This window comes from Streptomyces flaveolus (genome assembly GCF_000716535.1).
GTDB classification, from domain to species: domain Bacteria; phylum Actinomycetota; class Actinomycetes; order Streptomycetales; family Streptomycetaceae; genus Streptomyces; species Streptomyces flaveolus_A.
Genome location: NZ_JNWV01000015.1, coordinates 31,692 through 56,960, shown reverse-complemented (window position 1 = coordinate 56,960; position 25,269 = coordinate 31,692). Strand labels below are relative to the sequence as shown.

The following is a 25,269-nucleotide window of genomic DNA, read 5'->3' as shown; positions in this document are numbered from 1 at the left end:
CACTCGACCTGCTGCGGACGACGCACCGCAACCTCCGCGCCCCCGGACTGCTCTGTTCCGCCGCGCTGGGCAGATCCCTCAGTGGATCCCCTCGGGCCCGTCGCTGCCAGCAGCAGCATTGTCAGTGGCGGTTGGAAGGCTGGACGGTATGAATAGCGACGACGAGCAACTGCTGCGCGGCCGGGTCTACGGCGCCGACCCCGACCACCCGGGACCGCTGGCGGGCCGGAGCTACGTCGAACTGGTCGGCGGTCCGCTGGACGGGTTGCTGCTGGACATTACCGGCTGGACGCAGGATGAGATCGGTACCAGTGTTTCCCTGCTGAACCTCGGGCAGTTCGGGCCGGGCGGCCGGGCGCTGTACGACCTCCGCCCGGGCGACCGAAGCCGTTTCGACTGGTCCGGCGACAGCCCCTGACCCGGTGGGCAGCTCGTCCAGGCCTGCCGAAGGGAGCGATGCCGCCGGAGGAGAGGCTGGGGTGCGGGTGGGAAGGCCGCGGCGTGGAGCGCGTGAGCGGTACAGCCCGCATCGGTTCTAGTCCGTTCTTCTCTTGTGACGAGTCGTCGGCGCATCCCGCGGCGGGTCCGCCCGTCCGGGTTGGTGGGCCGGGTTGTTACTCACTTTCGGGTGAGTGCGCTCGTCATAGTGGGGTGGCGCAGCCCGGCGATGCGTCGCTTGAAGCCGGTAGTTCCAAGGGCCCGGCATCCGAGAGCTCACCGCTCTGCCCAATTCAGCCGATCAATGGTCATTACAGGCGAGCGTCACAGAAATCTGCTCAATCTGTAACAGGCTTCGTCAATCCCTCGCGGTTCGAGGTGCGGGCCGGAAGGTGTGGGTGCGCGGCCGACCGGCTGCGCACACCAGCACAACGCACCTGGCTGAACCGCGGCTTCAATGTCTGCGGGTTGGGCTGGGTGTGCGCACCTTGAAGGGGGACCTTCGTGTCCGTTTCTTCTTCCGTCCGTCGTGTGACCGCCGTCGCCGGTGTGGCTGCTGCGGTGGTGGGGGCGGTGGCGCTGCCGGCGTCGGCCGCCGACCACCACGGCCGTCAGTACCGCCCGGCGGTGTACATCAGCGACGTGCAGTACGACTCCCCGGGCCGCGACGACCGCTCCAACCGCAGCCTGAACGCCGAGTGGGTGGAGATCACCAACGACTCGCGGCGGGCCGTGAACCTGGACGGCTGGACCCTCTCCGACGAGGACGGCCACACCTACACCTTCGACCACTACCGGCTGAACAGCCGCACAACCGTCCGCGTCCACACCGGCATCGGCCGCGACAACCGGACGGACCTGTACCAGGACCGGCGGGCGTACGTGTGGGACAACCACTCCGACACCGCGACCCTGCGCAACGACCGCGACCGGTTCGTCGACGAGGTCTCCTGGGGCTACGACCGCGACCACCGCGGCGACGACCGGCACCACGGCGGCGACCACCGCGGTGACGGCTGGCGTCACGGCGGCGGCCACCGGGGCGACGGCTGGCGTCACGGCGGTGACCACCGAGACGGACACCGCGACTGACCTCGCGCGGCGGTAGACGCCGGGGTGGGTCGCCTCGCGCGGGGGCGGCCCACCTTCCGTGATGCGCATGGCTGATTCAGCCGGGGGCGGTAGCCGTCCCTCCCTGTGCGGGCGCGCGCAGGCGTGGCGGGGCCGGCGCCCGGGGAGGATGTCGCGACCGGACTCGGGGACCGGCCGCGACACCACCGCCCAGTGGGCATTCACAACGCACACAGCGGAGTGCCCTCTTGCCGGCCCGCGCACACGGAGCCGAACGGGTGGCCTGGTCACGGGCCGGCTGCGTACGCCACGCGGGCCGGGCGCGGTGCTGGGGACGGATGCGGGCCGCCGACGGCGTTCCTACGCTGGAGGAGCTCGGGGCGAGTACGAGAGGTGGGCCATGCCCCGAACGATCTGGTCCGGCGCGATCTCCTTCGGCCTGGTCACCGTGCCGATCAACGTGGTCGGCGCCACCGAGGACCACAGCATCCACTTCCACCAGTACCACCTGACCGACCAGGGCCGGGTCCGCTACCGCAAGGTGTGCGAGCTGGAGGACCGCGAGGTCTCCCAGGACGAGATCGGCAAGGGATATGAGCTGACCAAGACGCAGGTCATACCGATCACCGACGAAGAGCTCAGCAATCTGCCTCTGCCGACCGCGAAGGCGATCGAGATCGACGCGTTCGTCCCCCTGGAATCGGTTGACCCGATCCGCATCGCCGACGGCTACTACCTCCAGCCCGCCGGCCAGGTCGCGGCCAAGCCGTACAAACTCCTGGTGCAGGCTCTGTCGCGGTCGTCGAAGGTGGCCGTCGCCAAGTACGCCTGGTCCGGCCGGGAAAGACTCGGCCTGCTGCGGGTGCGCGACGACGTCCTGGTCCTGCACGCCATGCGCTGGCCCGACGAGATCCGCGACCCCACCGAGCTGCTTCCGCCACCGACCGAGGTGTCCGAGGCGGAGATCGAGGGCGCACTCGCGCTCATGGACACCATGACGGTGGACGAGCTGGAAGGCCCCGAGTTCCAGGACCGCTACACCGAGGCCATCGCGCAGCTCATCGAGGCGAAACGGGAGTCCAGGCCGCTGCCGGAGGCGCCTGAGCCGGAGGAGCCGGCCGCCGTGCTGGATCTGATGGCCGCGCTGCGGGAATCGGTGTCGAAGGCGAAGGCATCCCGCGGAGACCACGCCGGCCCGGCCGAGGTGCACGAGCTGCCGCAGCCGAAGAAGGCCACCGCGAAGAAGCAGCCGGCCAAGAAGACCGCGTCGAAGAAGTCGGCCACGAAGAAGACGGCCGGCCGCCGGCCTCGCAGCGCCTAGGTTCAGGACCCGTGCACCGACCCGGTGCGGCCGCGGACCCCCGGGCGGCCGGGGAATGCCCGGCGGTCCGGTGTGGTTGTACAGGCCGTGGCGGTGAAGGGGACAGTGTCCCCGGGCCTCACCTATTGCCTGCGGGGACGATCGTTCGGCTGAAGCCCCGCAGAGCCTTCCGCCGCGTAGGCGACCACCCTTTCACGACCACACGTTCCACGGGTTCAGCCCCGGCCGGCGGCCACGCCGGCCGGGGCTGTTTCCTGCCCGAGGCCAGGGCCAGGGCCCGTGACCAGGGTGAGGTGCGAAGCGTTGCCACGGTCGTGGACGGATACGAGGACCTGGACCTGGACGAGATCGAGTTCGCGCCGATGGAGGCAACGGGCGAGCGACTGGCGCTGCTCACGCTTCGTGAGGCGCACGACCTGCTCAACTGGCTGCGGCTCGTCACGGCCGAGGGCGGGGCCCACGCGCCGGAGGCCGGCCGCTGGGCCAAGGAGATCGCTGCCCGTGTCCCGTCACAGGACTGAGTCCCGCCTTCCCGCGGCCGCAGGCCGGCTAAGCCGACGATGCCGAGAGCGGTGTCGGGGCGGCAGTGGCTGCACGCGCTGGTGCCGTCGGCCAGCAGCTGGCGGGCCTCGTCCGGGCCGACGGGCCGGTGCCGTTTGCCCGCCATGTAGCAGGTGCCCCGGTGGACCTGCACGGGCGGCCGGCCGATGCCGATACCGAGTTCGACGATCCAGTCCGGTGGTGCCGGCTTCGCCCGCCGGCCGCGTTCCTGTTCGGCTTGCCGCTGCACCAGCTGCGCGATCTTGCGGTCGATGCGTGCCAGCCACATCGCGTGCCACACCCGCAAGGTGCGCAGCCGCTCTAGGTCAGGCGGCAAGTCATCGAACATATTTTTGATTCTATGTCCATGATCACGTTCTCCGCACTCGCGTGTTCGAATTTTCGTTCGATAGCGTGAGGGTGTGGAGGTGAGGATCGTGAACGACGGCGTGAAGCAGGTCGAGACTGTGCGGGCGACGGTGATGCATGTGCGCTGCCTGGACCGGCTGGGGGAGGAGACCTACCGGCAGGTGCTGGAGTTGCTGGCCGGTCTGTCGCCGGTGGTGCAGGCTCTGCCGCCGTCCGCTGCCCTGGTCGAGTTGAAGGGCACCCTGCGTTACCACGGCACCGACGCGACCCACCTGGGAGAGGTTCTGCGTATACGGACCATCTCGCGTCTCGGGGTCGACGTCCGGGTCGGTATCGGGCCCACGATCACGGTCGCGGCCACCGCCTCCGCCCAGATCACCCATCCCGGCGGCGTCCTCGCCGTCGCGCCCGGCGAGGTCGCCGGCTGGCTCGCTCCGCTGCCGGTGGAGGCCCTGCACGGGATCGGCCCTCGCCAGGCGGCCGTGCTCCGTGACTACGGCATCCACTCGGTCGGACTGCTCGCCGCCGTCTGTCCGGCCACCGTGCAGCGCTTGCTGGGCAAGAAGGCCAGCCGGCTCGCCGCCGACCGCGCCCGCGGCATCGACCCCCGCCCCTTCGTCCCGAAGGACCTGCCGGCCTCCGCCGCCGTACGCCACCGCTTCACCCACCACACCCTCGACGGCGCCGTCGTCCGGACGGCCCTCCTCGACCTCGTCGTCCAGCTCGGCCTCCAACTACGCCACCGCGGCCAGGCCGCCCGCGCGCTTACCCTGACCCTGTGCTTCGCCGGCGGTAGCGCGTGGGAGAAGACCCGCCGCCTGCCCGAGCCCTCCGCGCACGAGGATGACCTGCGCACGCTCGCCTACCAGCTGATGGACGCCGCCGGTCTGCAACGCGCCCGCCTGACGGGGATCGTGCTGAAGGGCGAGGACCTCATCGACGCCGACCAGGTCGCCGAGCAGATCAGCCTCGACGGCGCCCGTGAGTCCCGCCTGGTCGCCGAGCAGGCCATGGACCGCATCCGTGACAAGTTCGGCCCCGGCTCCATCGGGCCGGCCACCGTCGCGCCCCTGCGCCGGGCCTCATGATCGTTTTCCAGAACCGGGTCGCAGGACCCGGAAACCGCTGTGGCCCGGAGGCGGTACGCCCCCACCGCGACCTCGTTGCGCCCGGCCACGGTGGCAGCGATGTCGCGCGACGGTGATGCATCCAGCGCGGCAGGTGCCGGAGAAACGGCTGGTAAGGGTTCGGGACGAAGCGCCCGTTCGAGCTCCTGCCGTCACGAGGGATACCCAGGCTGCGCGCTCCCGGGCCCGCAGCGCGGCGGCGTCGGCGGGCCCGGTCCTCACCCTGCGCATCAGGCGGGCTGGCAATGGCAGCGCTCAGCAGTGGTTCCGGCAGCTTGCCGGTCATACCTGGAGGTGTCTCCTCAAGGACTTCGATGCTGTCCTGGCGAGTTGGGCGGCGGTGCCCGTCCTCCCACCGGGTCTCTCGCTGGCACACCCTGCTCGGTGTCGGTCTGGACGGTCGCGGCGACGCAGGCCGCTCTGAGATGCCGTACGCCGAGCTGAGCCGTCCCACCGGACGCGGCCGCCACTGCCTCATCCCCCGGTACTGCGGGCCACGACGCCCGGCGAGTCGGCCTCCTGGGTCGGCCCGGAGGAAGGCGCCGTGCTTGCCGACCCGGGGGCCCAGTGGCTGAACCAGCGGAAGCGGGAGCCGGAGGGCCGGCTGGCCACCGGCCGGGAGGCGGATGAACCCGTGCCGGGGTCGGTTACGAGGCGCCGCAGGGGGTGTCGTTGTTGCGCAGGCTGTGGGTGGTGTCGTTGAGCTGGTAGGAGCGCAGGTCGCCGATGGTGCCGCCCTCGCGTCCGACGCAGACGTGCCGGCCGAAGTAGTTGTCCTTCTGGTAGACGCGTGCGGTGCGACTGCTGTTGTTGATGATCGAGCTGCCCTTGCCGCGGATGTAGTCGGGCAGGTGTCGCACCGAGCCGTCGACGGCGCGTTTGACGTAGGGCTGGCCGTTGAAGTTGATGTCGGGGTAGATGCAGACGAACCCGCGCGGGCACGCGATCTGGTCCCGGGCCACGGCAGCGGAGCCAGGGGTGGTGGTGGCGTGGGCGGGTGCGAGGCCGGTCAGTTATGCGGCCAGGACGGCCGGGACGGCGGCGGCGAGCAGCGCAGTCCTGGGGATGCGGGCTCGTCGTGCAGGTACAGGTTTCATGACATCGGCCTGTCCTGGCGGAACGGTTCGCCATTCCGCTTTGCGTCGATGTTCATTCAGACGAGCGAGTCGGCGCCGTCGTCCAGCCCGGCCTCCAGCTGCGCCACCGCGGCCTGGCCGTCCGCGCGCTCACGCTGACCCTGCGCTTCGCGGGCGGGCAGCACGTGGGAGAAGACCCCCTGCCTGCCCGAACCGTCCGCCCACGAGGACGATCTGTGCATGCTCGCCTACCAGTTGATGGATGCCGCTGGTCTGCAACGTGCCCGCCTGACCAGCATCGTGCTGAAGGGCGAGGACCTCATCGACGTCGGCCAGGTCGCCGAGCAGGTCAGCCTCGACGCCGGACGGGGGTCCCGCTGGTCGCCGAGCAGGCCATGGACCGCATTTCGGGATCTCCGGCTGGCAAGCTGTTCGACGAGGACACCGCGTCCCCGTCGAACTCGCTGGTGCACGTTGATGCGTCGACGTTGTGAGGTGTCTACGCGGTCACAGCGTTGGTGGTGGCGTCGGTCCAGGTGTCGTTGGCGGTGATCTTCCGGAACGACGGGTTGGTCAGGTGGGCCGCGGCGATGATGATCTGCTCCTTCTTCGCCTGCGCGAAGAGGCGGTCGCGGGCGTTGGTGGCGAGGTCGCGGTCGACGTCGGTCATGAAATGGATGTGCCTGTCGGTGAGCTGGCCAGGCAGTTCGATGAGGTCGCCGGTGAACCACAGCTTCTGGCCACCGGACTCAAGGGCGAGCATGACGTGGCCGGGGGTGTGCCCGGGGACGTGCAGCACGCTCAGGCCCGGGAACAGTTCGTAGTCGCCCGGCTCGTAGGTACGCAGGATGCCTGCCTTGTCCGCCTGGTGCATCAGTACGCGCGCGGGGTCGTCTTCGGCCACGGCGTCGACCAGCAGCGCCCAATCCTCGGCCCCGTAGTAGGCGGTGGCGTTCGGGAAGTAGGGGGCTCCGTCCTTGATCAGCCAGCCGATGTGGTCGAGGTGCAGGTGTGTGATGAAGATGCCGGTGACGTCCTCGGGCGTGACGCCTGCGGCCGTGAGGGCGGCAGGCAGGTTGCCGGCCGACGCCATGTTCTGTGGCGGATTGCTCAGCCTGTTCGCCGCGGCCAGCTCCGCCGGGAAGGGCATGTCGAGCTCGCCTGCTCCGGCGTCGATGAGGAAGGTGCCGGCAGGTCCCTGGACCAGGTGGGCGCCGATGCGGATCCGGTAGGTGCCGTTCTCTCCCAGCAGGTGGGGGAACCGGGAGAAGTCGGCGCCGGGGTAGGCGGACGGCGGAAGGTTCGAGTAGCCGTCCGACAGGACCGTGACGACGTAGTCGCCGATGGTGATCTTCTCAGTCATGGCCATCCTTCTATTCAGTGACTGTCTTATTGTCAGTCAGTGACAGTTAGTCGGTGTCTGACACTAGCGCTACGATGCTCGACATGGAAGAGGTGAAGCCCCAAGGCGTCCGGGCCCGCATGCGCGAAGCCATCCGTACGGAGCTGACGGCCGCAGCGATACGCTCGATCGACGAGATCGGGTTGGCCGCGACCACCGTCAGCGCGATTACTGAAACTGTCGGCGTGACCCAACGGACCTTCTTCCGCTACTTCCCCACGAAGGAAGACGCCGTCCTCCAGCCGATCGAGGCCCTCGGGCCGTCGATCGCTACGGAGTTGCGAGCGCGGCCCGCCGCGGAATCACCCCTGCAGGCACTGAGGTCGGCCTTCGACGTGGCAGTCGCCTCGGTCGCCGCCGATCCCGCAACGATCACGACAGTGATGCGGCTCAACCGGTCCGAGCCCGCGCTGCGCGGGCGTCACCTGCAAAAGCAGGACCTCTGGACCAGCGCGCTGGCCGAGGCCATGGGGGAACGACTCGGGCTACCGGGCGACTCGCCGGCCATCCGGATGCAGTGCGCCGCCATGATGCTCGCCTGGGAGAAAGCGCTGGTGAGCTGTTACGAGCGCGACGACTTCAGCCGCGCCGGCGAGGAACTGGACGCCGCGATTAGTGATCTGCGGTCGTTCCTCGCGTCCTGACGCAAGGCGAGACAGCCGCCATCGAACGCACCGTCCCGGATGCCGGCGAGTCAGGGAGCATCCGTTCACCGCTCCCGGCACGCCCGGTCGCGGTGACGCCCCGTCTCGCCACCGCGGCAGGCACGGGTTGAAACGGGGTGGAGGTATTCGCGTGCGCGGTGAGAGAGGGGCGATGCTGCGTCCAACACCGGCCGAGGAGGCCCGTTTCCGCAGCGTTCATAGGCCGTCTGCCACAGTCCATAGCGCTTTCGTTCCGGCAGGTCATGCCACGGAGCACCGGTCCGCAACCGTCACAGCACCCCGTTGATCACCTGCCGGTGATCCCGCCACGGCCGCCCACGATCGTCAGCGCCAGGCAGCAGGCGTGACCCGCCCCCGGGACCACTCGCGAAGGAACGTGAGGTGTACGCCAACGACCTCGGTGACGACCGTGCTCTGATCGCGGTGTCGGCGGCCTCGAACCGGTGCAAGGCCGGCCTGGACCCGTCCACGTGGCTTCCGCCGGCCGTCGGCTACCGCTGCCAGTACGTCACCGACTGGGTGGCCGACAAGACCCGTTGGGGCCTGGGCATCGACGCCGGCGAGAAGGCCGCGCTCATCGAGGTTGCTGTGGCGGCGGGTCTAGCCGCCGACCGGCCGGGAGGGCCTGGTGCCACTCGCGTTCGTGTTCGCCGACACCACCGAGGGGAAGGTCGCCAACACGGTCGCCGTGCTCGAGGAGGCCGGCCGCCGCTGCTGGGCTCCGCGTCGGTACCAGACCCTCTACCGCGAGGCGATCACGACGAAGGACTACAGCCAGGCCGTGCCGGTCGTCGTCACCACCCTGGAGCAACTGAAGGAGCACGGCGCGGACGCGGCGGTGTGGCGGCGCTTGGGGCGAAAGGACGAACAGACCCTGACCGGCGCGCTCGACAACCCCGACGGCGACGCCCTCTATCGCCGCCAGTACGCCCGCGCCGACGCGGAGGACAAGCGGCGCCGTGCCGCTGAGCGGGAGGCACAGCGCCCTGTGTGCAAGCGGTGCGGGCAGAAGTTGACCGACCAGCGCTGGGAGGAGACCACCGCGCACCGGACTGTCTGGAAGGCCGGGGACGTGTCCGTGTGCGGCACCTGCCACGCCCACGACGTCGCCCGCAAGGAAGCAGTCGCCGAAGCCGCCCGCCTCCAGGCCGCTACGCCAGCGGAGCGGGAGCACGGCCAGGAGCCGGGCAAGCTCCGCGGGCTGTTCCGCCGCCGCGGCTGACCTCACACGTCGGACGCCGCCCCTCCCATCGGACACGGGGGGAGAGACGGCGCCGACGAGAAGCGGCCCGGTGCCGGGGCGGACTCCTTTGCCAGCGCGGATAGGACGACACCTGTTCCCCAGGCGATAGCCGGGGGAAGGCGGTCGACGTCGCGGGCTGGCCGGGGCGCCGCGGCGTGGGCGAGCCTGGGGGCATGGGCAGTGCGCCGGTCGTCGTGCACCGGCCGTCGCAGTCCGGCGGCCGTCGGGTCACCCTGCACCGGCACGGCCGGGAGGAGATCCTGGGCCTGGCGCACTCCGACCACGACCTGGTCGTCTTTCTGGAAGCGGCTGGAGTAGCCGACCCGGATCGAGCGCTGGATGATCCACGTTGGGTGGAGTGGCGCGGGGGCCGGCCCCATCAGTGGAGCGTCACGTGACGGCAGCTTCGCAGCGCCGTTGGGGGTGAGAAGTTGTTTCTCAACCTCACGGCGTATGGGGACGGTTTGAGGGCGTGATGTGAGGGGAGTCGATAGGCTCATCGTCACAATCTGTTGCGTCTCCCGATGCGACGGTGGGGAGAACGCGATGACCCAAGAACCCTCGGTTCAAGCGAATACGTCGGGAACATGCCTGACTGTGCAGCTCAGCGGGGCCATGGGCTGGGAGACGTCCCCGTCCTTCCGCGAGCGTCTCCTCGAAGAGATCACCCCGGACCAGCGGTGTGTGGTGCTGGACCTTTCCGCGGTGGCGTTCTGTGATTCCGCAGGGCTGAATGTGCTGCTGTGGGCCTGGCGGCGGGCGGAGGAGTACGGTGCCGTGCTGGTGCTGGCCTGTGTGCCGCCGATCCTGCAGCGGATGCTGACCATGACCGGGGCGGACACCGTGCTGCGGGTGTATGACACCGTCGCCCGGGCCGAGGCCGAGCTGCTGGTCGGGGGTTAGGCGGGTTCGAGCACCTGGTCTAGGACGGGCACTTGCCGCCGAAGGCAGCGGCCATCTGGGAGCGGCCGGCGTTGTGCACGCAGACGAACAGCACGGACGCAGTGGTGGAGGAGCTCATCAGACCAGGGCGCTTTCGTCGATGGAACGGGCGGGCGCCGCTGGGGGACGGTGACCTCGTCCTCGCCAGCGGAGGCCGGGCGGCCGAAGCAGACGGCGGCCAGGCCGAGGCCGGCGGCGCCGAACAGTTGGGCGGCGAGGAAGGGAAGCACGGAGGTGGGGCGCCACCTACCGAGGAACTGTTCACCGCCTTCATGTACGTCCCGGCGGTGTCTTCGTCCAAGAAGGCTGCCTGGCCCATCACCGGGTCTTCGCCGACGTCCCCGCGCGGCGCGCCTGGGGAGAGCCTCCCTCCGGCGTGCCGGTTGAGCCGCCGGCAGTCCACTCCCGCGATGTCGTCGAGTCCGGGAGGCAACACGCGAAGGCTTGAAGGACACGACAACAAACTCCCACCAACAAGCCCGCCACACCCGCGGAACTAACGAAAAGGTCAGTAGTCGAGTGACCAATTCTTTAGCTTCATTGGATTCAGCATCAGCCACACGTTCGTGATGCCTTTATCGCTGACGTCAAAGGTAATCATGCCGTATCGACGCCCCTCATTTCGAATAATATATCCGAGACCGTCAGCTGTGTCGCGTTGCTCAAGACGGAGGGTGGGCTGCTTGCGCATCACTCCCATGAACCACCGGGCCACATGATCCGACCCACGGATAACCTGAGGTGCGGCATTGACGAAACCGCCGCCGTCTACTCGTAGTTCGACACCTGGAGCCAACACGCGGAGCAGGTCCTCGATGTCCCCTCCGACAGTTGCACCACGGAATGCCCGAACAACCTCATCATGCTGGTGAGAGGAAACCTGTGCGCGTCTTCCTCGTCGGACGCGGCGGCGTGCCGACGTTGCCAATTGCCTTGTTGCTGCTGCTGAACGACCTACGACACCAGCAATCTCGTCAAACGGGACACCGAACACATCATGCAGCACGAACGCCACTCGCTCTGCTGGGGTCATGGCCTCGAGGACCGTCAGCAATGCCATGCTGACGGCATCATCGAGAGTGACACGTTCGAGCGGATCAGCAGCGAGGCGACTGGAGTTCAGGGGCGCCTTGGCTGTGTCGGCGAAGAGGTCAGCTGGAACTGGCTCCGGTAGCCATTGCCCGACGTATGTCTCCCGTCGTGCCCGCGCGGAACCCAGCAGGTCGAGTGATATGCGGCTCGCAACTCGCATCAGCCATGCTGCAGGCGCGGCAATCTCGTCGCGCTCCTCGGGCTCAAGGCGGTACCACCTCACATATGTCTCTTGCACGACATCCTCGGCATCGGCCAGGGTGCCCATCATGCGAAAGGCTAGCGACAGCAGACGACGTCGCTCCGCCATGACCGAATCAAGAGCCCGTGATTCATCACGCTCGGCTCCTCCGAACTCCGAGGATTCGACAGGACGATCTTCCGACATGGAGCACCCTTTCCCATTGCAGCGCAGCACGCCTAACCTATTGCCTGGCGGTCAACGTTCCCGCCTCCCTTCACTATCGCATTCAGGCAGTGGGAATCCCCGCAATCGGGTACCGCACGACGCCTGTCCGGTACACGCCGCGCGGAACCATGGCATCGATGAGCCCCTGTCCGTCCACGGTCACAACCTCACGATCGTCTCCGCGATCGGCCAGAGTGGCACGGAAGAGGTCGTCGTGGTAAAAACGGTCGGGTCCAGCGATCTCGACCACACTTCCCGGCTCCAGCGTCGTGACAGCCTCGGCTAGCAGCTCGATGACTTCGTCCAATTCGACCGGCTGGATGAATGACCTCGGAGCGAGAACCTTACCGTCCACAGTGTGCTGGTCAATGAGGACAGGAATGTAGCTCTGGAACTGGGTGGCCCGAATGATGGTGGCGGGGATCGAAGCGGATCGCACGGCCTTCTCCTGCGCCACCTTGCCGAGGTAGTACCCAATATCGGATGCGTCCCCTTCCCCGACGCCGACAATGGAGAGCACGATGTGATGACGCACACCTGCCCGCTCGCCCTCCACAGTCAGGTTGTTGATCGCTCCCTCGAAGAACGAGATTGCCCCCTCCGCGTCAAAGCGGGGGGTGTTAAGGACGTTGGCGATGGTGTCGACTCCGACGAGAGCCTCGGCGAGCCCCTTGCCCGAGATCACGTCGATCCCGTCCTCAAGTCCTCCCGAGATCACCTCGATACCCTTGGCCGCCAGGTTGTCAGCAAGGCGGGACCCCACACGGCCGCGCCCACCAGCGATGAAAACCTTCATCTCCTCACTCCGTTCCGGGGCACCAGTCGCTGCCCTCACCAACATGACGACGCAGGCCGGAGAAATGTGAGGCGATGAAGCGGGCTTGCTACTACACCGTGCCCTCTGTGGTGAGGCGGAGGAGTCGCTTACAGCAGCACAGGGCGGCGGTGAGCCAGAGAGTGGCCAGGTGGGTACAGGGACCGCAGGGCCAGGCGAGTGCAGTAGCCGTCCCAGCGCGCGCCGGCGTTCCGGGGCCGGGCCCGGTAGGTGTCGCGACCGGACTCGGGGACTGGCCGCGACACCACCGCCCGGAGGGCATTCACAACGCACACAGCGGGGTGCCCCTCGCCGTCCCACGCACACGGAGCCGAATGGGTGGCCTGATCACGGGCTTCTGCGCACGCCACGCGGGCCGGGCGCGGGTGTACGGACAGATGCGGGCCGCCGACAGCGTCAGCCGCGCCGGCGAGGAACTGGACACAGCGATTAGTGATCTGCGGCCGCTCCTCGCGTCCTGACGCAAGGCGAGACAGCCACCATCAACCTCACCGTCCCGGATGCCGCGAGTCAGGGAGCATCCGTTCACCGCTCCCGGCACGCCCGGGCTGCGGTGACGCCCCGGATCGCCACCGCGGCAGGCACGGGTTGAAACGGGGTGAAGGTATTCGCGTGCGCGGTGAGAGAGGGGCGATGCTGCGCCCAAGATCGGCCGAGGAGGCCCGCTTCCGTAGCGTTCTTACTGATCGTTTCAGAATGAGTAGAGCTGCGGGTCTCGCGCTCGGCGATCTTGGTCGACAAGGTGTCTGGGGTGCGTGTTGATCTTGTTCCTGACGACCTGTGGGAGCGGGTGGCTCGACTGTTGCCCCCTGCTCCTCAGCGGCGCCGTCGCCATCCGGGGCGGTGGCGTGTTCCCGACCGAACGGCGCTTGCTGGCGTCATGTATGTGCTGCGGACCGGTTGCCTGGCGTGACGTTCCCGCAGAGAGCGTGGGCTGCTCCGGTGTGACGGCCTGGCGCCGGCTGCGGGACTGGACCGAGGCCGGTGTCTGGCCCCGTCTGCACGCCACCCTGCTGGGCGAGCTGCGCCGCGCCGACCTGCTGGACCTCGACGACTGTGCCGTGGACGGCTCGCACATCCGGGCCCTCAAAGGGGGGACCACGTCGGTCCCTCACCGGTCGACCGAGCCCGTCCCGGCTCCAAGCATCACCTGATCGTCGACCGGCACGGAACCCCGCTCGCCGTCACGCTCACCGGGGGAAATCGGCACGACGTCACCCAGCTTCTGCCCCTGCTGAACGCGGTTCCCCCGATCCGGGGCCTGCGGGGACGCCCTCGGCGCAAGCCTCGGCGGTTGTACGCCGACCGGGGCTATGACTTCGACAAGTACCGTCGCCTGCTGTGGAAATGCAGCATCAAGCCCGTGATTGCCCGACGCGGTGCCGCCCACGGCTCCGGACTGGGCAAGGTCCGCTGGGTAGTCGAGCGCACCTTCGCCTGGCTCCACCAGTTCAAACGACTCCGCATCCGCTACGAAAGACATGCTGACCTCCATCACGGCCTGCTCGAACTGGCCTGCAGCCTCATATGCCTCCGCCGCCTGCGGATCTCGTTGTGAACGATCAGTCAGTCGCCCAGGACCCGCTCCCACAGCAGCCCGTCTCGCCAGCTCCCGTCGAGAAAGATCGAGGAGTGCGCGACGCCATACGGGCTGAACCCGTTGCGGCGCAGTACCCGTTGCGACGGCAGATTCTCCAGATGGGTGGACGCCTCAGCGCGGTGCAACCCGAGTTCATCCGTCATCACCCGGAGTACAAGCCCGACGGCGCGCCCGGCGTGCCCTTGATGCTGGGCGACGCTGGCGATCCAGTAACCGACGGAACCGCGGCGAAGGTGTGGCTGCGGCAGGATGCCTCCGACGGTGGCCTGCCCGATCACCTGGTCGTCGGCGAGCACCACGCCCGGCCAGACCGTGCCGGCCCGGTATCCGGCCAGCAGCCTGCCGATCCGCTCCGCCTGGCCTTCCGGGGTGAAGAAGTCGGCCGGCTGGGCGGGTTCCCATGGCCGGAAAGCCTCGAAGTCTCGCACCCTATGCGCGGCGATCGCGGCGGCGTCGCTGGGCTCTATCAGGCGGATCCTGGTGCTGTTGTGCATGGGCTGATCCTCATGGTGGTGCGTCGGATGAGACCGGACAGCCTATGTAAGCCGCGAGATCCGACGCTTCTGGCCAAGCGCTTCATTCTGAAACGATCAGTTAGGCCGTCTGCCACAGTCCATAGCGTTTTCGTTCCGGCAGATCATGCCAGGGAGCACCGGTCCGCAGCCGCCACAGCACCTCGTTGACCACCTGCCGGTGATCCCGCCACGGCCGCCCACGACCGTCAGCACCGGGCAGCAGGGGCGACCCGCATGCCCGCGATGGCGGGGACCGGGAGGACTGAGGGTGGGAGAACATGGGGAGGGATGAGACCCAAGCGCCGATGGCGGCAACACGCGGACGTGGTGCGTGTCCCCTCTTGACGGATGCGTGCGCCGGACGCGGCGCTGCCGTGTCGGGGAGGTCATCTGGCCTGAGGGAGGGGGAGGAACGGGGATGCTGGAGCAGGCGTTGACGGCGCTGGCCGCAGCAGGCGGGGCCGCGGTGGTGCAGTCCGCGGGGACGGATGCGTGGACCGGGCTGCGGCAGGCGGTGGCACGCTGGTTCGGCCGGGGCGACAGGCAGCGCGAGCGGGTGGAACTCGAGCGCCTGGACCGGACCGCGGGCGAGCTCGAGACGGCGGACGCTGGCGTGATCGAGCGGGAACGCATCCGTCAGGAGGCGGCGTGGCAGGCCCGTATCGAGGCCCTTCTGGAGAGTTTGGAGGATACCGAGCGAGCCCAGGCCGTTGAGGAACTGCGCGCCCTGCTGGCCCACCACACCCGCCAACTCGGGGCGTCGGCAGGCGAGGGCGGACTGGCCGTGGGCGGCAACGTGGACATCCGCGCTGAGAAGGGCTCGATCGCAGCCGGTGTCATCCACGGAGGGGCCCACATCGGCCGCCCTTCGCAGCCGGATCCGACCCAGGGCTGAACGGACCGGCCACCCCAAGCCCGCCTGCTCACCACCGTGGCCCGGGCGAGGCCGGGCGCGACCACGGGCGCTTTCCGCGGTTACGCACCGGTTTCCTGGAACCATTCGAGCAAGCGTTCTAGGAGTTTCTCCGGTTGCTCTTCGGCCATCCAGTGACCGGAGTCTTCCACTGCTCGTACCGTGACGTTCTCGGCGACCTCTGAGAGCATCTGCTCGGCTATGGGAAGGAAGAAGCTGGCAGTACCTCCCAGCCCCAGCACAGGCATTCTTATTTTCCCCTTCTCCGCCAAGATGCGCTGATTGTCTTCTGCGTCCTTCTCGAACGCCCTGAAGAGCTCGATGCCTGCCCGCATGGCTCCTGGTTGCGTGTAGTCGGCGACGTAGCGCTCCGCGTCCGCGATCGAGATGGCATCGGGGTTCGCACTCAGCCTGACGTAGAACGATCGAAGGTACGGGAACTCGTGGCCCTCGATGAGCATCTCGGCAGCGTTGTCCGCTGCGCCGTGCAGGTGGAAGTGCCAGATCCTGTTCTCGCTGTACTTGCTCGTCGCGACAGCTTTTTCGTATCCGACGGTGCCTGGGATCGGTGCCTCGGAGACCATGAGGCGAGCGACTTCGTCAGGCCATAGGGAGGCGTACGCGTAGCCGACCAGCATCCCGAGGTCGTGGCTGACGATCGTGATCGGTTTCTGCACGCCGAGGTGCCGCAGCAGCGCCCTGATGTCGCGCGCCATGGTCTGTTTGTCGTAGCCGCCCGCGGGCTTCGACGAGCCGCCGGCTCCTCGGACGTCCGGTGCCACGACGAACCAGCCGTCAGAACGAAGCGGCCCTATGATGTGGCGCCACTGCCACCATGTCTGTGGCCAGCCGTGGAGCAATACGATGGTCCGGTCGCCCCCGCCCTGGACCGGGGATGTGCCAGCGGTCACGTAATGGAGTCGGACACCCTCGTGCTCGAACATGTTGTGTTGAAAATTAGGCACGGTACTTCTCCCGGTGGAGTCCGGCAACCTGTGAGGTTCCGTCGGTCGCGGAGCGGTGATGTACGCGTCCAGCACGTAGCTGTCCGGCTTCAGCCGACGCCCCCCGAGAGCCAGAAGGGAACCTTCGGTTGGCGCGACGGTGCCGTTCACACACCACTCACCGGAGCCGATCAGACACGCCACCTGCCTCTCCAACCGGCACACCGAAACACACGACGACAACGGCCGTGCGCTTGCGTGGGCGCTCGGCTACTTCGCCGCGGCCTGTACGTGCTTGCGGATGTGCTCCGCCCAGGTCTCCGGGGAGTCGACAGGGCTGAAGTGCCCCGTGTTCTCCATGAAGTGGAGATCGTAGTCGCTGTAGTAGTCGTCGAGCGTGTCGCTCCATTCCGTGGGGAAGAGCGCGTCGCTGTCCGGCCACAGGATGGTGAGGTTCTTCGAGAACCGGTCCTCCGGCGCTGGTTTCGTCTCATTGGCGTAGAAGGTGATGGGGTTGCCTTCGGGGTAGCGGAACCACATCGCGCTGGCGACGAATTCGCCCGGCTTCGAGTGATTCTCAGTGAGGTGGTCGAGGAGTACGTCGACCGCGGGTGAGCCGGGGGGTGACCAGCTCTCCAGGTTCTCTCGCAAGGCTGCACGTACGGCTTCCGGCTTTCCGTCGATCAGGTCCTCGACCAGCCGGGTCTTGTACAAGATGGCATGCAGGAACGCGTTGACGGCCCTCTCCTCCAGGATGCGCCGTCCGACCCCTAGAGTCGGCGGAGCGATGACCAGGGAGTGCGCAAGGTCCGGGCGCTTCATCGCGATGGTCTGAACGGTGAAGCTTCCCACGTCGTAACCGCACAGCACGGCATTGCTGATGCCCAAGTCGTCGATGAGCGCGATGACGGCGTCGACCTGGCCGGTGAGCGAGTAGGCATTGCCGACATTCTCCAGGTGCTTGTCGGACTTGCCGTACCCGTGCAGGTCGGGGGTAAGTACGTCGACGTCGTCGCCCAGAAGCGGAACCACGCGCGAGAACTCCATGTGGTCGCCCGGATTCCCGTGGACGAGGACGACGGGCGTGCCGCTGCCGGAGCGTTCGTAGTAGTTCCGGAAACCCTGTATGGGCTTGGAGAAAGGCATGCGGATCGCCTCCAGGTGTGAGCGTAAGGATGCTTGGGAGCTTCGATCGGGTGTGATGAAGTCTCGGCGTTTCCAGCGCTTCGTCCTGCTGTGAATCGAAAGTGCAGGTGAAACATGGTATGGGTCAGCCGGGCCGTCGGCATGATGACGACCTGCGGGACGCCGACGCGTAGCGGAGGGAGCGGGCGATGAAGCCGGCCCTCTGAGCGACGTCGTGGGGCCTGTAGGCGTCGTACGGGGGGCGTCGCCTCTGCACGCCGTTCTCAAATGTCCCGCGGCATCGCTTAGGCCGCGCGGGCACTCGGCTCAGCGAGGGATCTCTTCGTAGTGGTGCTCGTCGTAGTCCGACTTCAGGTAGCCGTTGACGGTGTCGTTGAAGTGGATCCAGTGCGGCGTCTTGCCGTGCGCGGTCAGATGCTCCTGAGACTCCCAGTGCTCGATCAGGGCGTAACTGTACGGATCATGGTCGTTGCGCCACAGCTGGTACAGGTGGCATCCGTCCTCCTTGTTGGACTCCACCACCATGTTGTTCAGCAGTTTCAGGAATTCCGCCTCATGCTGCTGAGCTACGTCGAAGAAGACATTAAGGATGATCATTTCGCCCTCCTGTCGCAAGGCGTCACACGCCATCTTCCGACGTACTACCTCGTTACGCATCTGGGGGGCTCGTCTGCCTACGCGTAGAGACCCGGGGGACGGCGCCGCGCCAGGCATTCTTAACGCTGGTGTCGAGCCGCAGCGGGACTGATGAAACGGCATTACGTAGTTGGTCCAACGCTCAACGCGACGACTCGTCTGCGAAGGTGAACCGCTTAGGGCCTCCATCTGGGCGAACGTGCCGATAAGACCGGTCGCGGCGAGTCCCTCGGCCTGCGCGCGTGTCTCACCTAGGAGCGCACCGAATCCGGCGGAAAGGCGCGCTTCGTCGCTGGCGCAGCTGCCAGGCCTGGGAGGCGAGCACACCCCAGTCGTGGTAGTCATGCAATGGGGACGGAGGATGAACATCATGGAATTCAGGCGACTGGGCCGGTCCGGCCTGCGGGTGTCCGCGCTGGCCATGGGCACCATGACCTTCGGCGGCGGCGATGTCTTCGGAAACGTCGGGCAGACCGATCTGGCAGGTGCCCGGCGCCAGATCGACATGTGCCTCGACGCCGGTGTCAACCTCGTCGACACCGCGAACATGTACTCGGCAGGTGTGGCGGAGAAGATCCTCGGCCAGGCGATCGCGGGGCGGCGCGACCAGCTGCTGATCTCGTCGAAGGTGCGTATGGCGATGGGTTCCGGCCCCAACGACGAGGGACTGTCGCGTCACCACATCCTCGGCCAGATTGAGGCCAGCCTGCGCCGTCTGAACACCGATCACCTGGACATCTACCACGTCCACGAGTGGGACGGGCTGACACCCCTCGAGGAGACCATGGAAACCCTCGACTCCCTGGTGCGGTCCGGCAAGGTCCGCTACCTGGGTGTCTCCAACTACTCGGGCTGGCAGCTGATGAAGGCGCTCTGCGTGGCCGACGCGCACGGCTATGAGCGTTTCGTCAGCAACCAGATCTACTACTCGCTGGAATCACGTGACGCCGAGTACGAGCTGGTGCCGCTCTCCCTGGACCAGGGCCTGGGCATCATGGTGTGGAGCCCGCTCGCCGGCGGTCTGCTCTCGGGCAAGTACCGGCGCGGGCGGCAGGCAGGCGACGGCCGCCACCTCACCGAGTGGTCAGAACCCCCCGTGCGTGACGAGGACAGGCTTTACGACACCATCGAGACCGTCGTCGACATCGCCTCCGCCCACGGTGCCTCGCCCGCCCAGGTCTCCCTGGCCTATCTGCTCGCCAAGCCGGGCGTGACCTCGGTGATCGTCGGCGCCCGCAAGGACGAGCAACTGGCCGACAATCTCGGCGCCGTCAACGTGCACTTGAGCGGCGAGGACATCGACCGGCTCGACAAGGTCAGCGCACCGGACCTGATCTATCCGCACTGGCACCAGGCCAATGCGGTCTCCGGCCGCTTCAGCGAGCCGGACCTCGCCTTGCACCGTCCAGCCAGGTGACCGGCGAGGAGTGCCGTAGCGCTTCTTGAGGGCCGCCGTGACATCAGTGACGACGGAGGCGGTGGAGGAATCCCGATAACGCCGGCTTGGAGCAGGGCTTCTTTGAGCGCGCCGAGCTGGCCGGTCCATCACCCTAGGCGTTCCCCGTGATGAGCCCCCGGGCGGCAGCAAGTTCGCGCACGCTCGTGCACGGGATTCGGGTAACGGCGTGTCCTTGGTAGCCGGGGGCCTCACCTACCAGCGGAATACCGGGCCAATTCACTCCATGAGATCGAGCTACAGGCGCAGGTTTCATTCGCGTAGCTGTCCGATCTCCTGCGGGCCGTGGAGGAATTCGATATCCCTGGGGACAGGGACAGCATGCAAACAGTCTCCAGAACTTCCCGGTGCCAGCCATTTTCATCGATCCACCCTCCGCCGGCCTGCTAGCGGCGCGCCCTGCCGACCTTGACACGCATGACACTGCATCGTCGATATCATCCCCGAACCAGCGTTCTCTTCGTTGACATCCTTCTTTCGTTCCACCATCGTGCGGCCGTGCGCCGTCATGGAAACCATGAGGACAATGGGAGCAGACACATGACCACCATTTCTTTCATCGGTCTCGGGACCATGGGTGCCCCTATGGCCCTCAACCTTCTGCGTTCCGGGTTCGACGTGGTGGGGTACAACCGGAGCCCTGCTCGGGTCGCGGAATTCGTAGCCGCCGGGGGGCGTGGTGCCCTATCGGTTGCGGAGGCCGTGACCGATTCGGACGTCGTGATCACGATGCTTCCCGACTAACCCGATGTGACCTCGGTCTACACCGGCCCCGACGGCGTGATCGCCAACATCAGACCCGGCTCCCTTCTCATCGACATGAGCACCATCCGTCCTGACGTTGCGCGTGCGGTCGCGGACACGGCCGCCGGGCGTGGCCTCCGGTTCCTCGATGCTCCGGTCAGCGGAGGAGAGCAAGGCGCCAAAGACGGCCGCCTAGCCATCATGGTGGGCTCCTCGGAAGCCGACTTCGCTGCCGCGCTGCCAGTGCTCTCCGAGGTCGGGGCGACTATTGTGCACGTCGGCCGCGTCGGCTCGGGTCAGACTGTCAAGGCGGCCAATCAGCTCATTGTCGCCGGCACCATCCAACTGGTGGCGGAAGCTCTTACCTTCCTTCGCGCCCACGGAGTGGAGGTGGGGAAGGCTCTTGAAGTAATCGGCGGAGGCTTGGCAGGCAGTGCGGTGCTGCGCAGCAAGGGCCCTTCCATGCGTGCCAGGGACTTCACACCGGGTTTCCGGGTGAGTCTGCACCACAAGGATCTCGGCATCTTCAACGATGCGGCCCGCGAGGCAGGCGTAGTTGCCCCTTTGGCTGCTAACGTCTCGTATCTTGTGGGAGCGCTGAAAGCGCAGGGCTGCGGACATCTGGATCATAGTGCTCTGCTACTGCTGGTTGAGCAGCTCTCCGGAATCGACGCGCGCGAGGTCGGCACAGAAACGACAGGGGTGATGAACTCATGATGAAAGGCCCCGTAAGCGGTGGCGCGCAGACGGTGTCCGTGTCCACCTTGTTGTTCGACGTTTTCGGTACTGTCGTCGACCTTCATGGATCGCTGAACTCTGCGACGCGCTCAGTACTGTCTGCGAACGGGACGGACCCGGAGCAGGCACAGCCGTTGGTGGAAACGTGGCTCACGATTCTCAACGACGCGATGACGGACGTTCGTTCAAAACGGGCCGTGTGGAAGTCCCACGACGAGCTGACGCGGGACGCATTGCACAACGCCGTAACAGGGCTGGGCATGGGAAGCCTGCCGCGGCAGGCCCTGCGGGACCTCGCCTTCGCCACCCATCGGCTGCGGCCCTGGCCCGATTCACCGCGCTGGCTGGGCATACTGGCTGACTCCTTCACGGTAGTGGCACTGTCCAATGCGAGCTTCGCCGGTCTGACTCGTCTGTCTGCAGCGGGTGGCCTCAGATGGCACTGCGTCCTGTCGTCGGAGGCCGTGAGGACGTACAAACCCGATCCCGCGGTCTACCGCTTCGCGCTCGACATCCTCGGACTAGAGCCGGGTACGACGATGATGGTTGCCGCGCACGAGTGGGACCTTCGCGCAGCAGCCGAACACGGCGTCGCGACGGCCTTCCTGTCGCGCCCGGGTGAAGCGCAGGCGAGCTCACCGGGCGCCTTCGACGTGCAGGCTCGAGACTTGTCAGATCTAGCTGGCCAGCTCGCGGGGTAACGCCCGCCATGACCGCGGACACTCGATCTGCGTGCCGGGGCAGTACCGGCTTCGCGGCACAGAACGAGATGTCCGGCCACGCGTGCGTACCCTGCGACGTGCTTGCGCTCGTAGGCAGCGACGCGAAGTCCCGCCCGGATGCTGATCAGTGTGGAAGTGCACGCGGCGCCCGGGAGACCATGGCGGTAGCGCCGCAGACCGTTCGGGTCGCCTCACCTGCTACGCGTGGTTGCGGCATCGCCAATACATGACATAACGTCCATATATGGACGATTCTAGTCGTTTTGATGCATTTCATCCTGACCTATCCGGATCTGGGTTGCCGGCGCGGCCGGGCATTCGCCACGTCAGGGCCGGTGAGCTCGACGGTAGTACCGCGCAGAGCGGCGGAGGCATGAGGAGATTCGCGGCGATCAGCGGCGAACTCGCAGGGTCTCGCCGGATCTGGATGGGGGAGACCCGTGTTGCCCCAGGGACTTCCTCCAGCGATCACCATCATGGTGAGTCGGAGACGGCGATCTACGTTGTCAGCGGACATCCCGAATTCGTCTACGCCGAGAAGTCCGAAGGCCAGCCGTGCGAGAAGAGGGTGAAGGCAGGCCCGGGGGACTACGTCTACGTGCCCCCATACGTTGCGCATCGGGAGGAGAACCCCGATCCGGACGATGAAGCCGTCGTGGTGATTGCGCGCAGCACCCAGGAGCCGGTCGTGGTGAACCTGCAGTCCTTGTTCGCAGAATGACAGCGATCCGACATGTGAGCCCGGGACAATCTGTTACAGGCGGCCTGCTGAGCCGACCACCTCATCGTCATGAAGGTGGGGCGGCCTCGTGTTCCGAGCCTGGTAGTCGCCTTCCACCACCGCCTGGCCGTGATTGTGCCTGGTCCGTCCGGAGCGATGTCAGCGCCAGCCGAGTTCCGGAGCCACGCGGGTGAGGCCCTGAGCTGGTTCGGGACGGTCAGCAGCAAGGTGTCCGCGGCCTGGATCGCCTCGTCGTGTCGACGGCGTTGGTGATGGCGGTCTCCACAGCCGCCCAGCTCGTCACCACCGGCCGGCGCCGTATCCGCGCATCGCGGCCGACTGACCCTGGAGCGGTGAGGTCACACGCGCCCTCGAACGTCTTGCACTCCTGCCGCACCCCGGCTGACCAGCATCCTTCCCGCTCCTGCGAGGGTGCCAGCCCAGGCCGGAGCAATGGAACCCGGTGTCCACCCGAGACGACACCCGGGCCCCTGGCCTACCCGCCCCCGGCCACCGACAACGAAACGGGCCCCAGACTCCGTCGGCGCCCCATCACGAAAGATCGAGGTTAGGCGATCAACCGCTTATGTCGGGGCTTCCGCGTTCGTATCCAGAGACCGGATAAGGAGATCTCGATCGCCCGGGTGCACTGCCCGTGGCCCTGCTGCGATCCAGGGGGTCAGGTGCCGGGTCCGGACCGCCGTTCGGCCGGGGTGGGGCTGGTGGCCCAGCTGCTGAGGATGCGCAGGGATTCGGCCGTGGTGGTGTCGGGTTGCGGGAGGTAGACGCACAGTGTCTGGTTGTCGTCGCCGGGCGGTTGCAGTGACTCGTAGGAGAAGTGGAGGTCGCCGACGAGGGGGTGGCGGTAGCGCATGGTGCCGTGGCTGCGTCGCAGGACGCGGTGGTCGTTCCACCAGGTGCTGAACTCGGGTGATTTGAGCGTCAGTTCGCCGATCAGGTCGGCCAGCCGGCGGTCCTGGGGGCAGCGGCCCGCCTCCAGGCGGAGCATGGCCACGGTCTCGGCGGCGATCTGTTCCCAGTCGGCGGTGCGTTCGCGGGCCTCGGGGTCCAGCAGGTAGTAGCGGGCCAGGTTGCGCCGCTGGACGGGCAGTGCCTCGAAGTCGGTGAGGACGGCGCGGGCCAGAGGGTTGGAGGCGAGGACGTCGGTGCGCCGGCCGATGACGAAGGCGGGTACCTCGTCCAGGGTCTGGAGCATCAGGTGCAGCCCCTGACGGACCCGCTGCGGGTTGACCGGGGCCCGCCGCGCGCCCGGGCGGGCGAGGAGGTTGGTGAGGTGCTCGCGCTCGGCGGCGTCCAGGCGCAGGGCGCGGGCCAGGGCGTCCACCACCTCGGGCGAGGGGTGCGCGGCCCGGCCCTGTTCCAGGCGGGTGTAGTACTCGGTGCTCACGCCCGCCAGGCGGGCTGCTTCCTCGCGGCGCAGGCCGGGGACGCGTCGGGTGCGCCCGTCGGCGGGCAGTCCCGCAGACTCAGGGCTCACCCGGGCGCGGCGGGTGCGCAGGAAGGCGGCGATCTCGCTGCTGCGGTCCATGCCTTCCAGTCTCGCCTGCCCGCGCGCTGCCCGCGCCGCGCTGGGTGGTCCTGTCAGTACCTGCCTTGCCAGGGCCACCTGCGGGCCGTGCGGGACGGTCGCGCGGTGGTGTGCTTGGAAGGCGGGAACCGACCGCGACGGCTGCCGTCCGCAGCCCCCCTGCCTCTGCTCACTGTTTCTTCTGGAAGGTGTTACCTCATGACCACCGAGACCTCTGCCACGGCCTCCGCCAGGCCCCTGGACGGCCGGGTGGCCGTCGTCACCGGCGCGTCCAGCGGCATCGGCGAGGCGTCGGCCGAGCACCTGGCGTCGCTGGGCGCCAAGGTCGCCGTGCTGGCACGGCGCGCGGAGCGGCTGGACGACCTGGTCGCGCGCATCGGCAAGAACGGCGGCACCGCGGTCGCGATCGCCGTCGACGTGACCGACCCCGCCGCGGTGCGGGCCGCGGCCGACCGTGTCGAGGCCGAGCTGGGCGGCGCGGACCTGCTGTTCAACAACGCCGGCGTCATGCTGCCCGGTCCCGTCGAGGAACTGCGCGCCGACCAGTGGCAGCGGCAGATCGACCTGAACGTCTCCGGGCTGATGAACGTCATCGGCGCGTTCACCCCGCAGCTGGTGCGCGCCGCGCAGGAACGCGGTGTCGCCGACCTGATCAACACCTCCTCCAGCGCCGCGCAGAACCTCTACCCGACCTTCGCCGTCTACGCCGGCACCAAGGCCTTCGTCTCCCACCTCTCCAAGCACCTGCGCATCGAGCTGGGCCCGAAGAAGGTACGGGTCTCCGCCATCGAGCCCGGCATCGTGGGCACCGAACTGCAGGACCACGTCACCGACACCGGCGCCCGCGAATGGCTGGAAGGGTCCAAGGACACCATCGACTGGCTCCAGTCGATCGACATCGCGCAGACCGTCGGCTTCATCGCCTCCCTGCCCCTGCGCGTCAACCTCCCCCAGGTCTTCATCATGCCCACCGCCCAGCCCAGCTGACACCGGTCCGGCCAGGGCGACGCCGTACAGGACACGAAAGCGCAAATCTTCGTGCAGCCCGTAGATGG

Annotated in this window: 26 protein-coding genes and 6 pseudogenes; 18 read left to right on the top strand and 14 right to left on the bottom strand. The window is 67.6% G+C overall.

Annotation, left to right across the window (positions count from 1 at the left end):
- The first annotated feature begins 148 nt into the window (after positions 1-148).
- The 4 genes from OO52_RS17075 (at position 149) to OO52_RS17060 (ending at position 3,351) form a co-directional block, all read left to right on the top strand.
- Complete coding sequence (locus tag OO52_RS17075; RefSeq protein WP_030643788.1) at positions 149-418, top strand: hypothetical protein; 270 nt, start codon at positions 149-151, stop codon at positions 416-418.
- A 569-nt stretch (positions 419-987) separates the two neighbouring features.
- Positions 988-1,530 carry a lamin tail domain-containing protein gene (locus tag OO52_RS17070; protein ID WP_030643786.1) on the top strand — a complete coding sequence of 181 codons (543 nt, stop codon included), beginning with the start codon at positions 988-990 and terminating at the stop codon, positions 1,528-1,530.
- A gap of 379 nt (positions 1,531-1,909) precedes the next feature.
- Entirely contained in the window at positions 1,910-2,830 is a 921-nt protein-coding gene (locus tag OO52_RS17065) for a Ku protein (RefSeq protein WP_030643784.1), read from the top strand.
- 293 nt (positions 2,831-3,123) lie between these two features.
- A complete protein-coding gene (locus tag OO52_RS17060) occupies positions 3,124-3,351 on the top strand; it encodes a DUF6417 family protein (RefSeq protein WP_030643782.1) in 228 nt (75 codons plus the stop codon).
- Between the two features lie 101 nt (positions 3,352-3,452).
- Here OO52_RS17060 and OO52_RS52695 read toward each other — a convergent pair.
- Positions 3,453-3,524: pseudogene (locus OO52_RS52695) on the bottom strand (DUF6233 domain-containing protein); the annotation flags it as partial.
- Between OO52_RS52695 and OO52_RS50795 the strand changes: the two are divergent.
- Together OO52_RS50795 and OO52_RS17055 are read left to right on the top strand one after the other, a co-directional pair.
- Entirely contained in the window at positions 3,513-3,695 is a 183-nt protein-coding gene (locus OO52_RS50795; RefSeq protein WP_158712504.1) for a hypothetical protein, read from the top strand. The pseudogene OO52_RS52695 and the gene OO52_RS50795 sit on opposite strands and share 12 nt — an antisense overlap.
- 112 nt (positions 3,696-3,807) lie before the next feature.
- Positions 3,808-4,827: a DNA polymerase Y family protein gene (locus OO52_RS17055; protein WP_030643780.1), complete on the top strand. Its 1,020-nt coding sequence runs from the start codon at positions 3,808-3,810 to the stop codon at positions 4,825-4,827.
- A gap of 686 nt (positions 4,828-5,513) precedes the next feature.
- Here the strand turns inward: OO52_RS17055 and OO52_RS47290 are convergent.
- From OO52_RS47290 to OO52_RS17045, 3 genes are all read right to left on the bottom strand, one after another.
- The gene (locus OO52_RS47290; protein ID WP_234339835.1) at positions 5,514-5,828 is read right to left on the bottom strand and encodes a peptidase inhibitor family I36 protein; all 315 of its coding nucleotides are present in this window, start codon (positions 5,826-5,828) and stop codon (positions 5,514-5,516) included.
- A 191-nt stretch (positions 5,829-6,019) separates the two neighbouring features.
- Positions 6,020-6,184 (bottom strand): hypothetical protein, encoded by a 165-nt coding sequence (locus OO52_RS52050; RefSeq protein ID WP_199819998.1) that lies wholly within the window; start codon positions 6,182-6,184, stop codon positions 6,020-6,022.
- Between the two features lie 257 nt (positions 6,185-6,441).
- Positions 6,442-7,305 (bottom strand): MBL fold metallo-hydrolase, encoded by an 864-nt coding sequence (locus tag OO52_RS17045; RefSeq protein WP_030643776.1) that lies wholly within the window; start codon positions 7,303-7,305, stop codon positions 6,442-6,444.
- 83 nt (positions 7,306-7,388) lie between these two features.
- Here OO52_RS17045 and OO52_RS17040 point away from each other — a divergent pair, with 83 nt between their 5' ends.
- Positions 7,389-7,988 (top strand): TetR/AcrR family transcriptional regulator, encoded by a 600-nt coding sequence (locus OO52_RS17040; RefSeq protein ID WP_158712503.1) that lies wholly within the window; start codon positions 7,389-7,391, stop codon positions 7,986-7,988.
- A 212-nt stretch (positions 7,989-8,200) separates the two neighbouring features.
- Here the strand turns inward: OO52_RS17040 and OO52_RS52045 are convergent.
- Positions 8,201-8,401: pseudogene (locus tag OO52_RS52045) on the bottom strand (transposase); the annotation flags it as partial.
- A 236-nt stretch (positions 8,402-8,637) separates the two neighbouring features.
- Between OO52_RS52045 and OO52_RS52685 the strand changes: the two are divergent.
- The 3 genes from OO52_RS52685 (at position 8,638) to OO52_RS17025 (ending at position 10,155) form a co-directional block, all read left to right on the top strand.
- Positions 8,638-9,231: a hypothetical protein gene (locus OO52_RS52685; RefSeq protein ID WP_234339834.1), complete on the top strand. Its 594-nt coding sequence runs from the start codon at positions 8,638-8,640 to the stop codon at positions 9,229-9,231.
- A 194-nt stretch (positions 9,232-9,425) separates the two neighbouring features.
- Positions 9,426-9,650 carry a hypothetical protein gene (locus tag OO52_RS47275; protein WP_078877177.1) on the top strand — a complete coding sequence of 75 codons (225 nt, stop codon included), beginning with the start codon at positions 9,426-9,428 and terminating at the stop codon, positions 9,648-9,650.
- A gap of 148 nt (positions 9,651-9,798) precedes the next feature.
- Positions 9,799-10,155, top strand: a complete 357-nt coding sequence (locus OO52_RS17025) for an STAS domain-containing protein (RefSeq protein WP_078877174.1) — start codon at positions 9,799-9,801, stop codon at positions 10,153-10,155.
- 40 nt (positions 10,156-10,195) lie between these two features.
- On the opposite strand, the pseudogene OO52_RS49650 reads toward OO52_RS17025, so the two are convergent.
- The 3 genes and pseudogenes from OO52_RS49650 to OO52_RS17020 form a co-directional block, all read right to left on the bottom strand.
- Positions 10,196-10,273 (bottom strand): annotated as a pseudogene (locus tag OO52_RS49650) (phosphotyrosine protein phosphatase); the annotation flags it as partial.
- Between the two features lie 429 nt (positions 10,274-10,702).
- Positions 10,703-11,674, bottom strand: coding sequence for an RNA polymerase sigma factor SigJ (gene sigJ, locus OO52_RS47265; RefSeq protein ID WP_078877170.1), 972 nt, complete (start codon positions 11,672-11,674; stop codon positions 10,703-10,705).
- 82 nt (positions 11,675-11,756) lie between these two features.
- Complete coding sequence (locus tag OO52_RS17020) at positions 11,757-12,491, bottom strand: SDR family oxidoreductase (RefSeq protein WP_030643766.1); 735 nt, start codon at positions 12,489-12,491, stop codon at positions 11,757-11,759.
- A 353-nt stretch (positions 12,492-12,844) separates the two neighbouring features.
- On the opposite strand from OO52_RS17020, the gene OO52_RS50790 reads away from it, so the two are divergent.
- Together OO52_RS50790 and OO52_RS47260 are read left to right on the top strand one after the other, a co-directional pair.
- Complete coding sequence (locus tag OO52_RS50790) at positions 12,845-12,991, top strand: hypothetical protein (protein WP_158712502.1); 147 nt, start codon at positions 12,845-12,847, stop codon at positions 12,989-12,991.
- Between the two features lie 290 nt (positions 12,992-13,281).
- A pseudogene (locus tag OO52_RS47260) lies at positions 13,282-14,088 on the top strand (IS5 family transposase).
- An 8-nt stretch (positions 14,089-14,096) separates the two neighbouring features.
- Here the strand turns inward: OO52_RS47260 and OO52_RS17010 are convergent.
- Entirely contained in the window at positions 14,097-14,624 is a 528-nt protein-coding gene (locus OO52_RS17010; RefSeq protein WP_030643759.1) for a GNAT family N-acetyltransferase, read from the bottom strand.
- A gap of 103 nt (positions 14,625-14,727) precedes the next feature.
- Positions 14,728-14,925, bottom strand: a pseudogene (locus OO52_RS47255) (transposase); the annotation flags it as partial.
- Between the two features lie 138 nt (positions 14,926-15,063).
- On the opposite strand from OO52_RS47255, the gene OO52_RS17005 reads away from it, so the two are divergent.
- Positions 15,064-15,540 (top strand): hypothetical protein, encoded by a 477-nt coding sequence (locus OO52_RS17005; RefSeq protein WP_030643757.1) that lies wholly within the window; start codon positions 15,064-15,066, stop codon positions 15,538-15,540.
- Positions 15,541-15,620: 80 nt separating this feature from the next.
- Here OO52_RS17005 and OO52_RS17000 read toward each other — a convergent pair whose 3' ends face one another.
- The 3 genes from OO52_RS17000 to OO52_RS16990 form a co-directional block, all read right to left on the bottom strand.
- Positions 15,621-16,502 carry an alpha/beta fold hydrolase gene (locus OO52_RS17000; RefSeq protein ID WP_037628970.1) on the bottom strand — a complete coding sequence of 294 codons (882 nt, stop codon included), beginning with the start codon at positions 16,500-16,502 and terminating at the stop codon, positions 15,621-15,623.
- 270 nt (positions 16,503-16,772) lie between these two features.
- Entirely contained in the window at positions 16,773-17,648 is an 876-nt protein-coding gene (locus OO52_RS16995) for an alpha/beta fold hydrolase (protein ID WP_030643752.1), read from the bottom strand.
- Positions 17,649-17,954: 306 nt separating this feature from the next.
- Entirely contained in the window at positions 17,955-18,245 is a 291-nt protein-coding gene (locus tag OO52_RS16990) for a putative quinol monooxygenase (RefSeq protein WP_030643751.1), read from the bottom strand.
- Between the two features lie 409 nt (positions 18,246-18,654).
- Between OO52_RS16990 and OO52_RS16985 the strand changes: the two genes are divergently transcribed.
- From OO52_RS16985 to OO52_RS16970, 4 genes and pseudogenes are all read left to right on the top strand, one after another.
- Positions 18,655-19,701, top strand: a complete 1,047-nt coding sequence (locus tag OO52_RS16985) for an aldo/keto reductase (RefSeq protein WP_030643749.1) — start codon at positions 18,655-18,657, stop codon at positions 19,699-19,701.
- Between the two features lie 579 nt (positions 19,702-20,280).
- Positions 20,281-21,201, top strand: a pseudogene (locus OO52_RS16980) (NAD(P)-dependent oxidoreductase).
- Positions 21,202-21,239: 38 nt separating this feature from the next.
- A complete protein-coding gene (locus tag OO52_RS16975; RefSeq protein WP_158712501.1) occupies positions 21,240-21,923 on the top strand; it encodes a haloacid dehalogenase type II in 684 nt (227 codons plus the stop codon).
- Between the two features lie 265 nt (positions 21,924-22,188).
- Positions 22,189-22,665 carry a cupin domain-containing protein gene (locus tag OO52_RS16970; RefSeq protein ID WP_030643745.1) on the top strand — a complete coding sequence of 159 codons (477 nt, stop codon included), beginning with the start codon at positions 22,189-22,191 and terminating at the stop codon, positions 22,663-22,665.
- A gap of 679 nt (positions 22,666-23,344) precedes the next feature.
- Here the strand turns inward: OO52_RS16970 and OO52_RS16965 are convergent.
- Positions 23,345-24,214 (bottom strand): helix-turn-helix transcriptional regulator, encoded by an 870-nt coding sequence (locus OO52_RS16965; protein WP_030643743.1) that lies wholly within the window; start codon positions 24,212-24,214, stop codon positions 23,345-23,347.
- Between the two features lie 198 nt (positions 24,215-24,412).
- Between OO52_RS16965 and OO52_RS16960 the strand changes: the two genes are divergently transcribed.
- Positions 24,413-25,201, top strand: a complete 789-nt coding sequence (locus OO52_RS16960; protein ID WP_030643741.1) for an SDR family oxidoreductase — start codon at positions 24,413-24,415, stop codon at positions 25,199-25,201.
- The last annotated feature ends 68 nt before the right edge of the window (positions 25,202-25,269 follow it).

Excerpts from the sequence above, each read along its gene's own strand:
- OO52_RS17025 (WP_078877174.1), top strand. The coding sequence starts at position 9,799 with ATGACCCAAGAACCCTCGGTTCAAGCGAATACGTCGGGAACATGCCTG.
- OO52_RS47275 (WP_078877177.1), top strand. The coding sequence starts at position 9,426 with ATGGGCAGTGCGCCGGTCGTCGTGCACCGGCCGTCGCAGTCCGGCGGC.
- OO52_RS17000 (WP_037628970.1), bottom strand. The coding sequence starts at position 16,502 with ATGTTCGAGCACGAGGGTGTCCGACTCCATTACGTGACCGCTGGCACA.
- OO52_RS16985 (WP_030643749.1), top strand. The coding sequence starts at position 18,655 with ATGGAATTCAGGCGACTGGGCCGGTCCGGCCTGCGGGTGTCCGCGCTG.
- OO52_RS16970 (WP_030643745.1), top strand. The coding sequence starts at position 22,189 with ATGGACGATTCTAGTCGTTTTGATGCATTTCATCCTGACCTATCCGGA.
- OO52_RS17045 (WP_030643776.1), bottom strand. The coding sequence starts at position 7,305 with ATGACTGAGAAGATCACCATCGGCGACTACGTCGTCACGGTCCTGTCG.
- OO52_RS17075 (WP_030643788.1), top strand. The coding sequence starts at position 149 with ATGAATAGCGACGACGAGCAACTGCTGCGCGGCCGGGTCTACGGCGCC.
- OO52_RS17005 (WP_030643757.1), top strand. The coding sequence starts at position 15,064 with ATGCTGGAGCAGGCGTTGACGGCGCTGGCCGCAGCAGGCGGGGCCGCG.
- OO52_RS16960 (WP_030643741.1), top strand. The coding sequence starts at position 24,413 with ATGACCACCGAGACCTCTGCCACGGCCTCCGCCAGGCCCCTGGACGGC.
- sigJ (WP_078877170.1), bottom strand. The coding sequence starts at position 11,674 with ATGTCGGAAGATCGTCCTGTCGAATCCTCGGAGTTCGGAGGAGCCGAG.
- OO52_RS17065 (WP_030643784.1), top strand. The coding sequence starts at position 1,910 with ATGCCCCGAACGATCTGGTCCGGCGCGATCTCCTTCGGCCTGGTCACC.
- OO52_RS17010 (WP_030643759.1), bottom strand. The coding sequence starts at position 14,624 with ATGCACAACAGCACCAGGATCCGCCTGATAGAGCCCAGCGACGCCGCC.
- OO52_RS52050 (WP_199819998.1), bottom strand. The coding sequence starts at position 6,184 with ATGCACAGATCGTCCTCGTGGGCGGACGGTTCGGGCAGGCAGGGGGTC.
- OO52_RS17040 (WP_158712503.1), top strand. The coding sequence starts at position 7,389 with ATGGAAGAGGTGAAGCCCCAAGGCGTCCGGGCCCGCATGCGCGAAGCC.
- OO52_RS17020 (WP_030643766.1), bottom strand. The coding sequence starts at position 12,491 with ATGAAGGTTTTCATCGCTGGTGGGCGCGGCCGTGTGGGGTCCCGCCTT.
- OO52_RS16990 (WP_030643751.1), bottom strand. The coding sequence starts at position 18,245 with ATGATCATCCTTAATGTCTTCTTCGACGTAGCTCAGCAGCATGAGGCG.
- OO52_RS16965 (WP_030643743.1), bottom strand. The coding sequence starts at position 24,214 with ATGGACCGCAGCAGCGAGATCGCCGCCTTCCTGCGCACCCGCCGCGCC.
- OO52_RS16995 (WP_030643752.1), bottom strand. The coding sequence starts at position 17,648 with ATGCCTTTCTCCAAGCCCATACAGGGTTTCCGGAACTACTACGAACGC.
- OO52_RS50790 (WP_158712502.1), top strand. The coding sequence starts at position 12,845 with ATGGGTGGCCTGATCACGGGCTTCTGCGCACGCCACGCGGGCCGGGCG.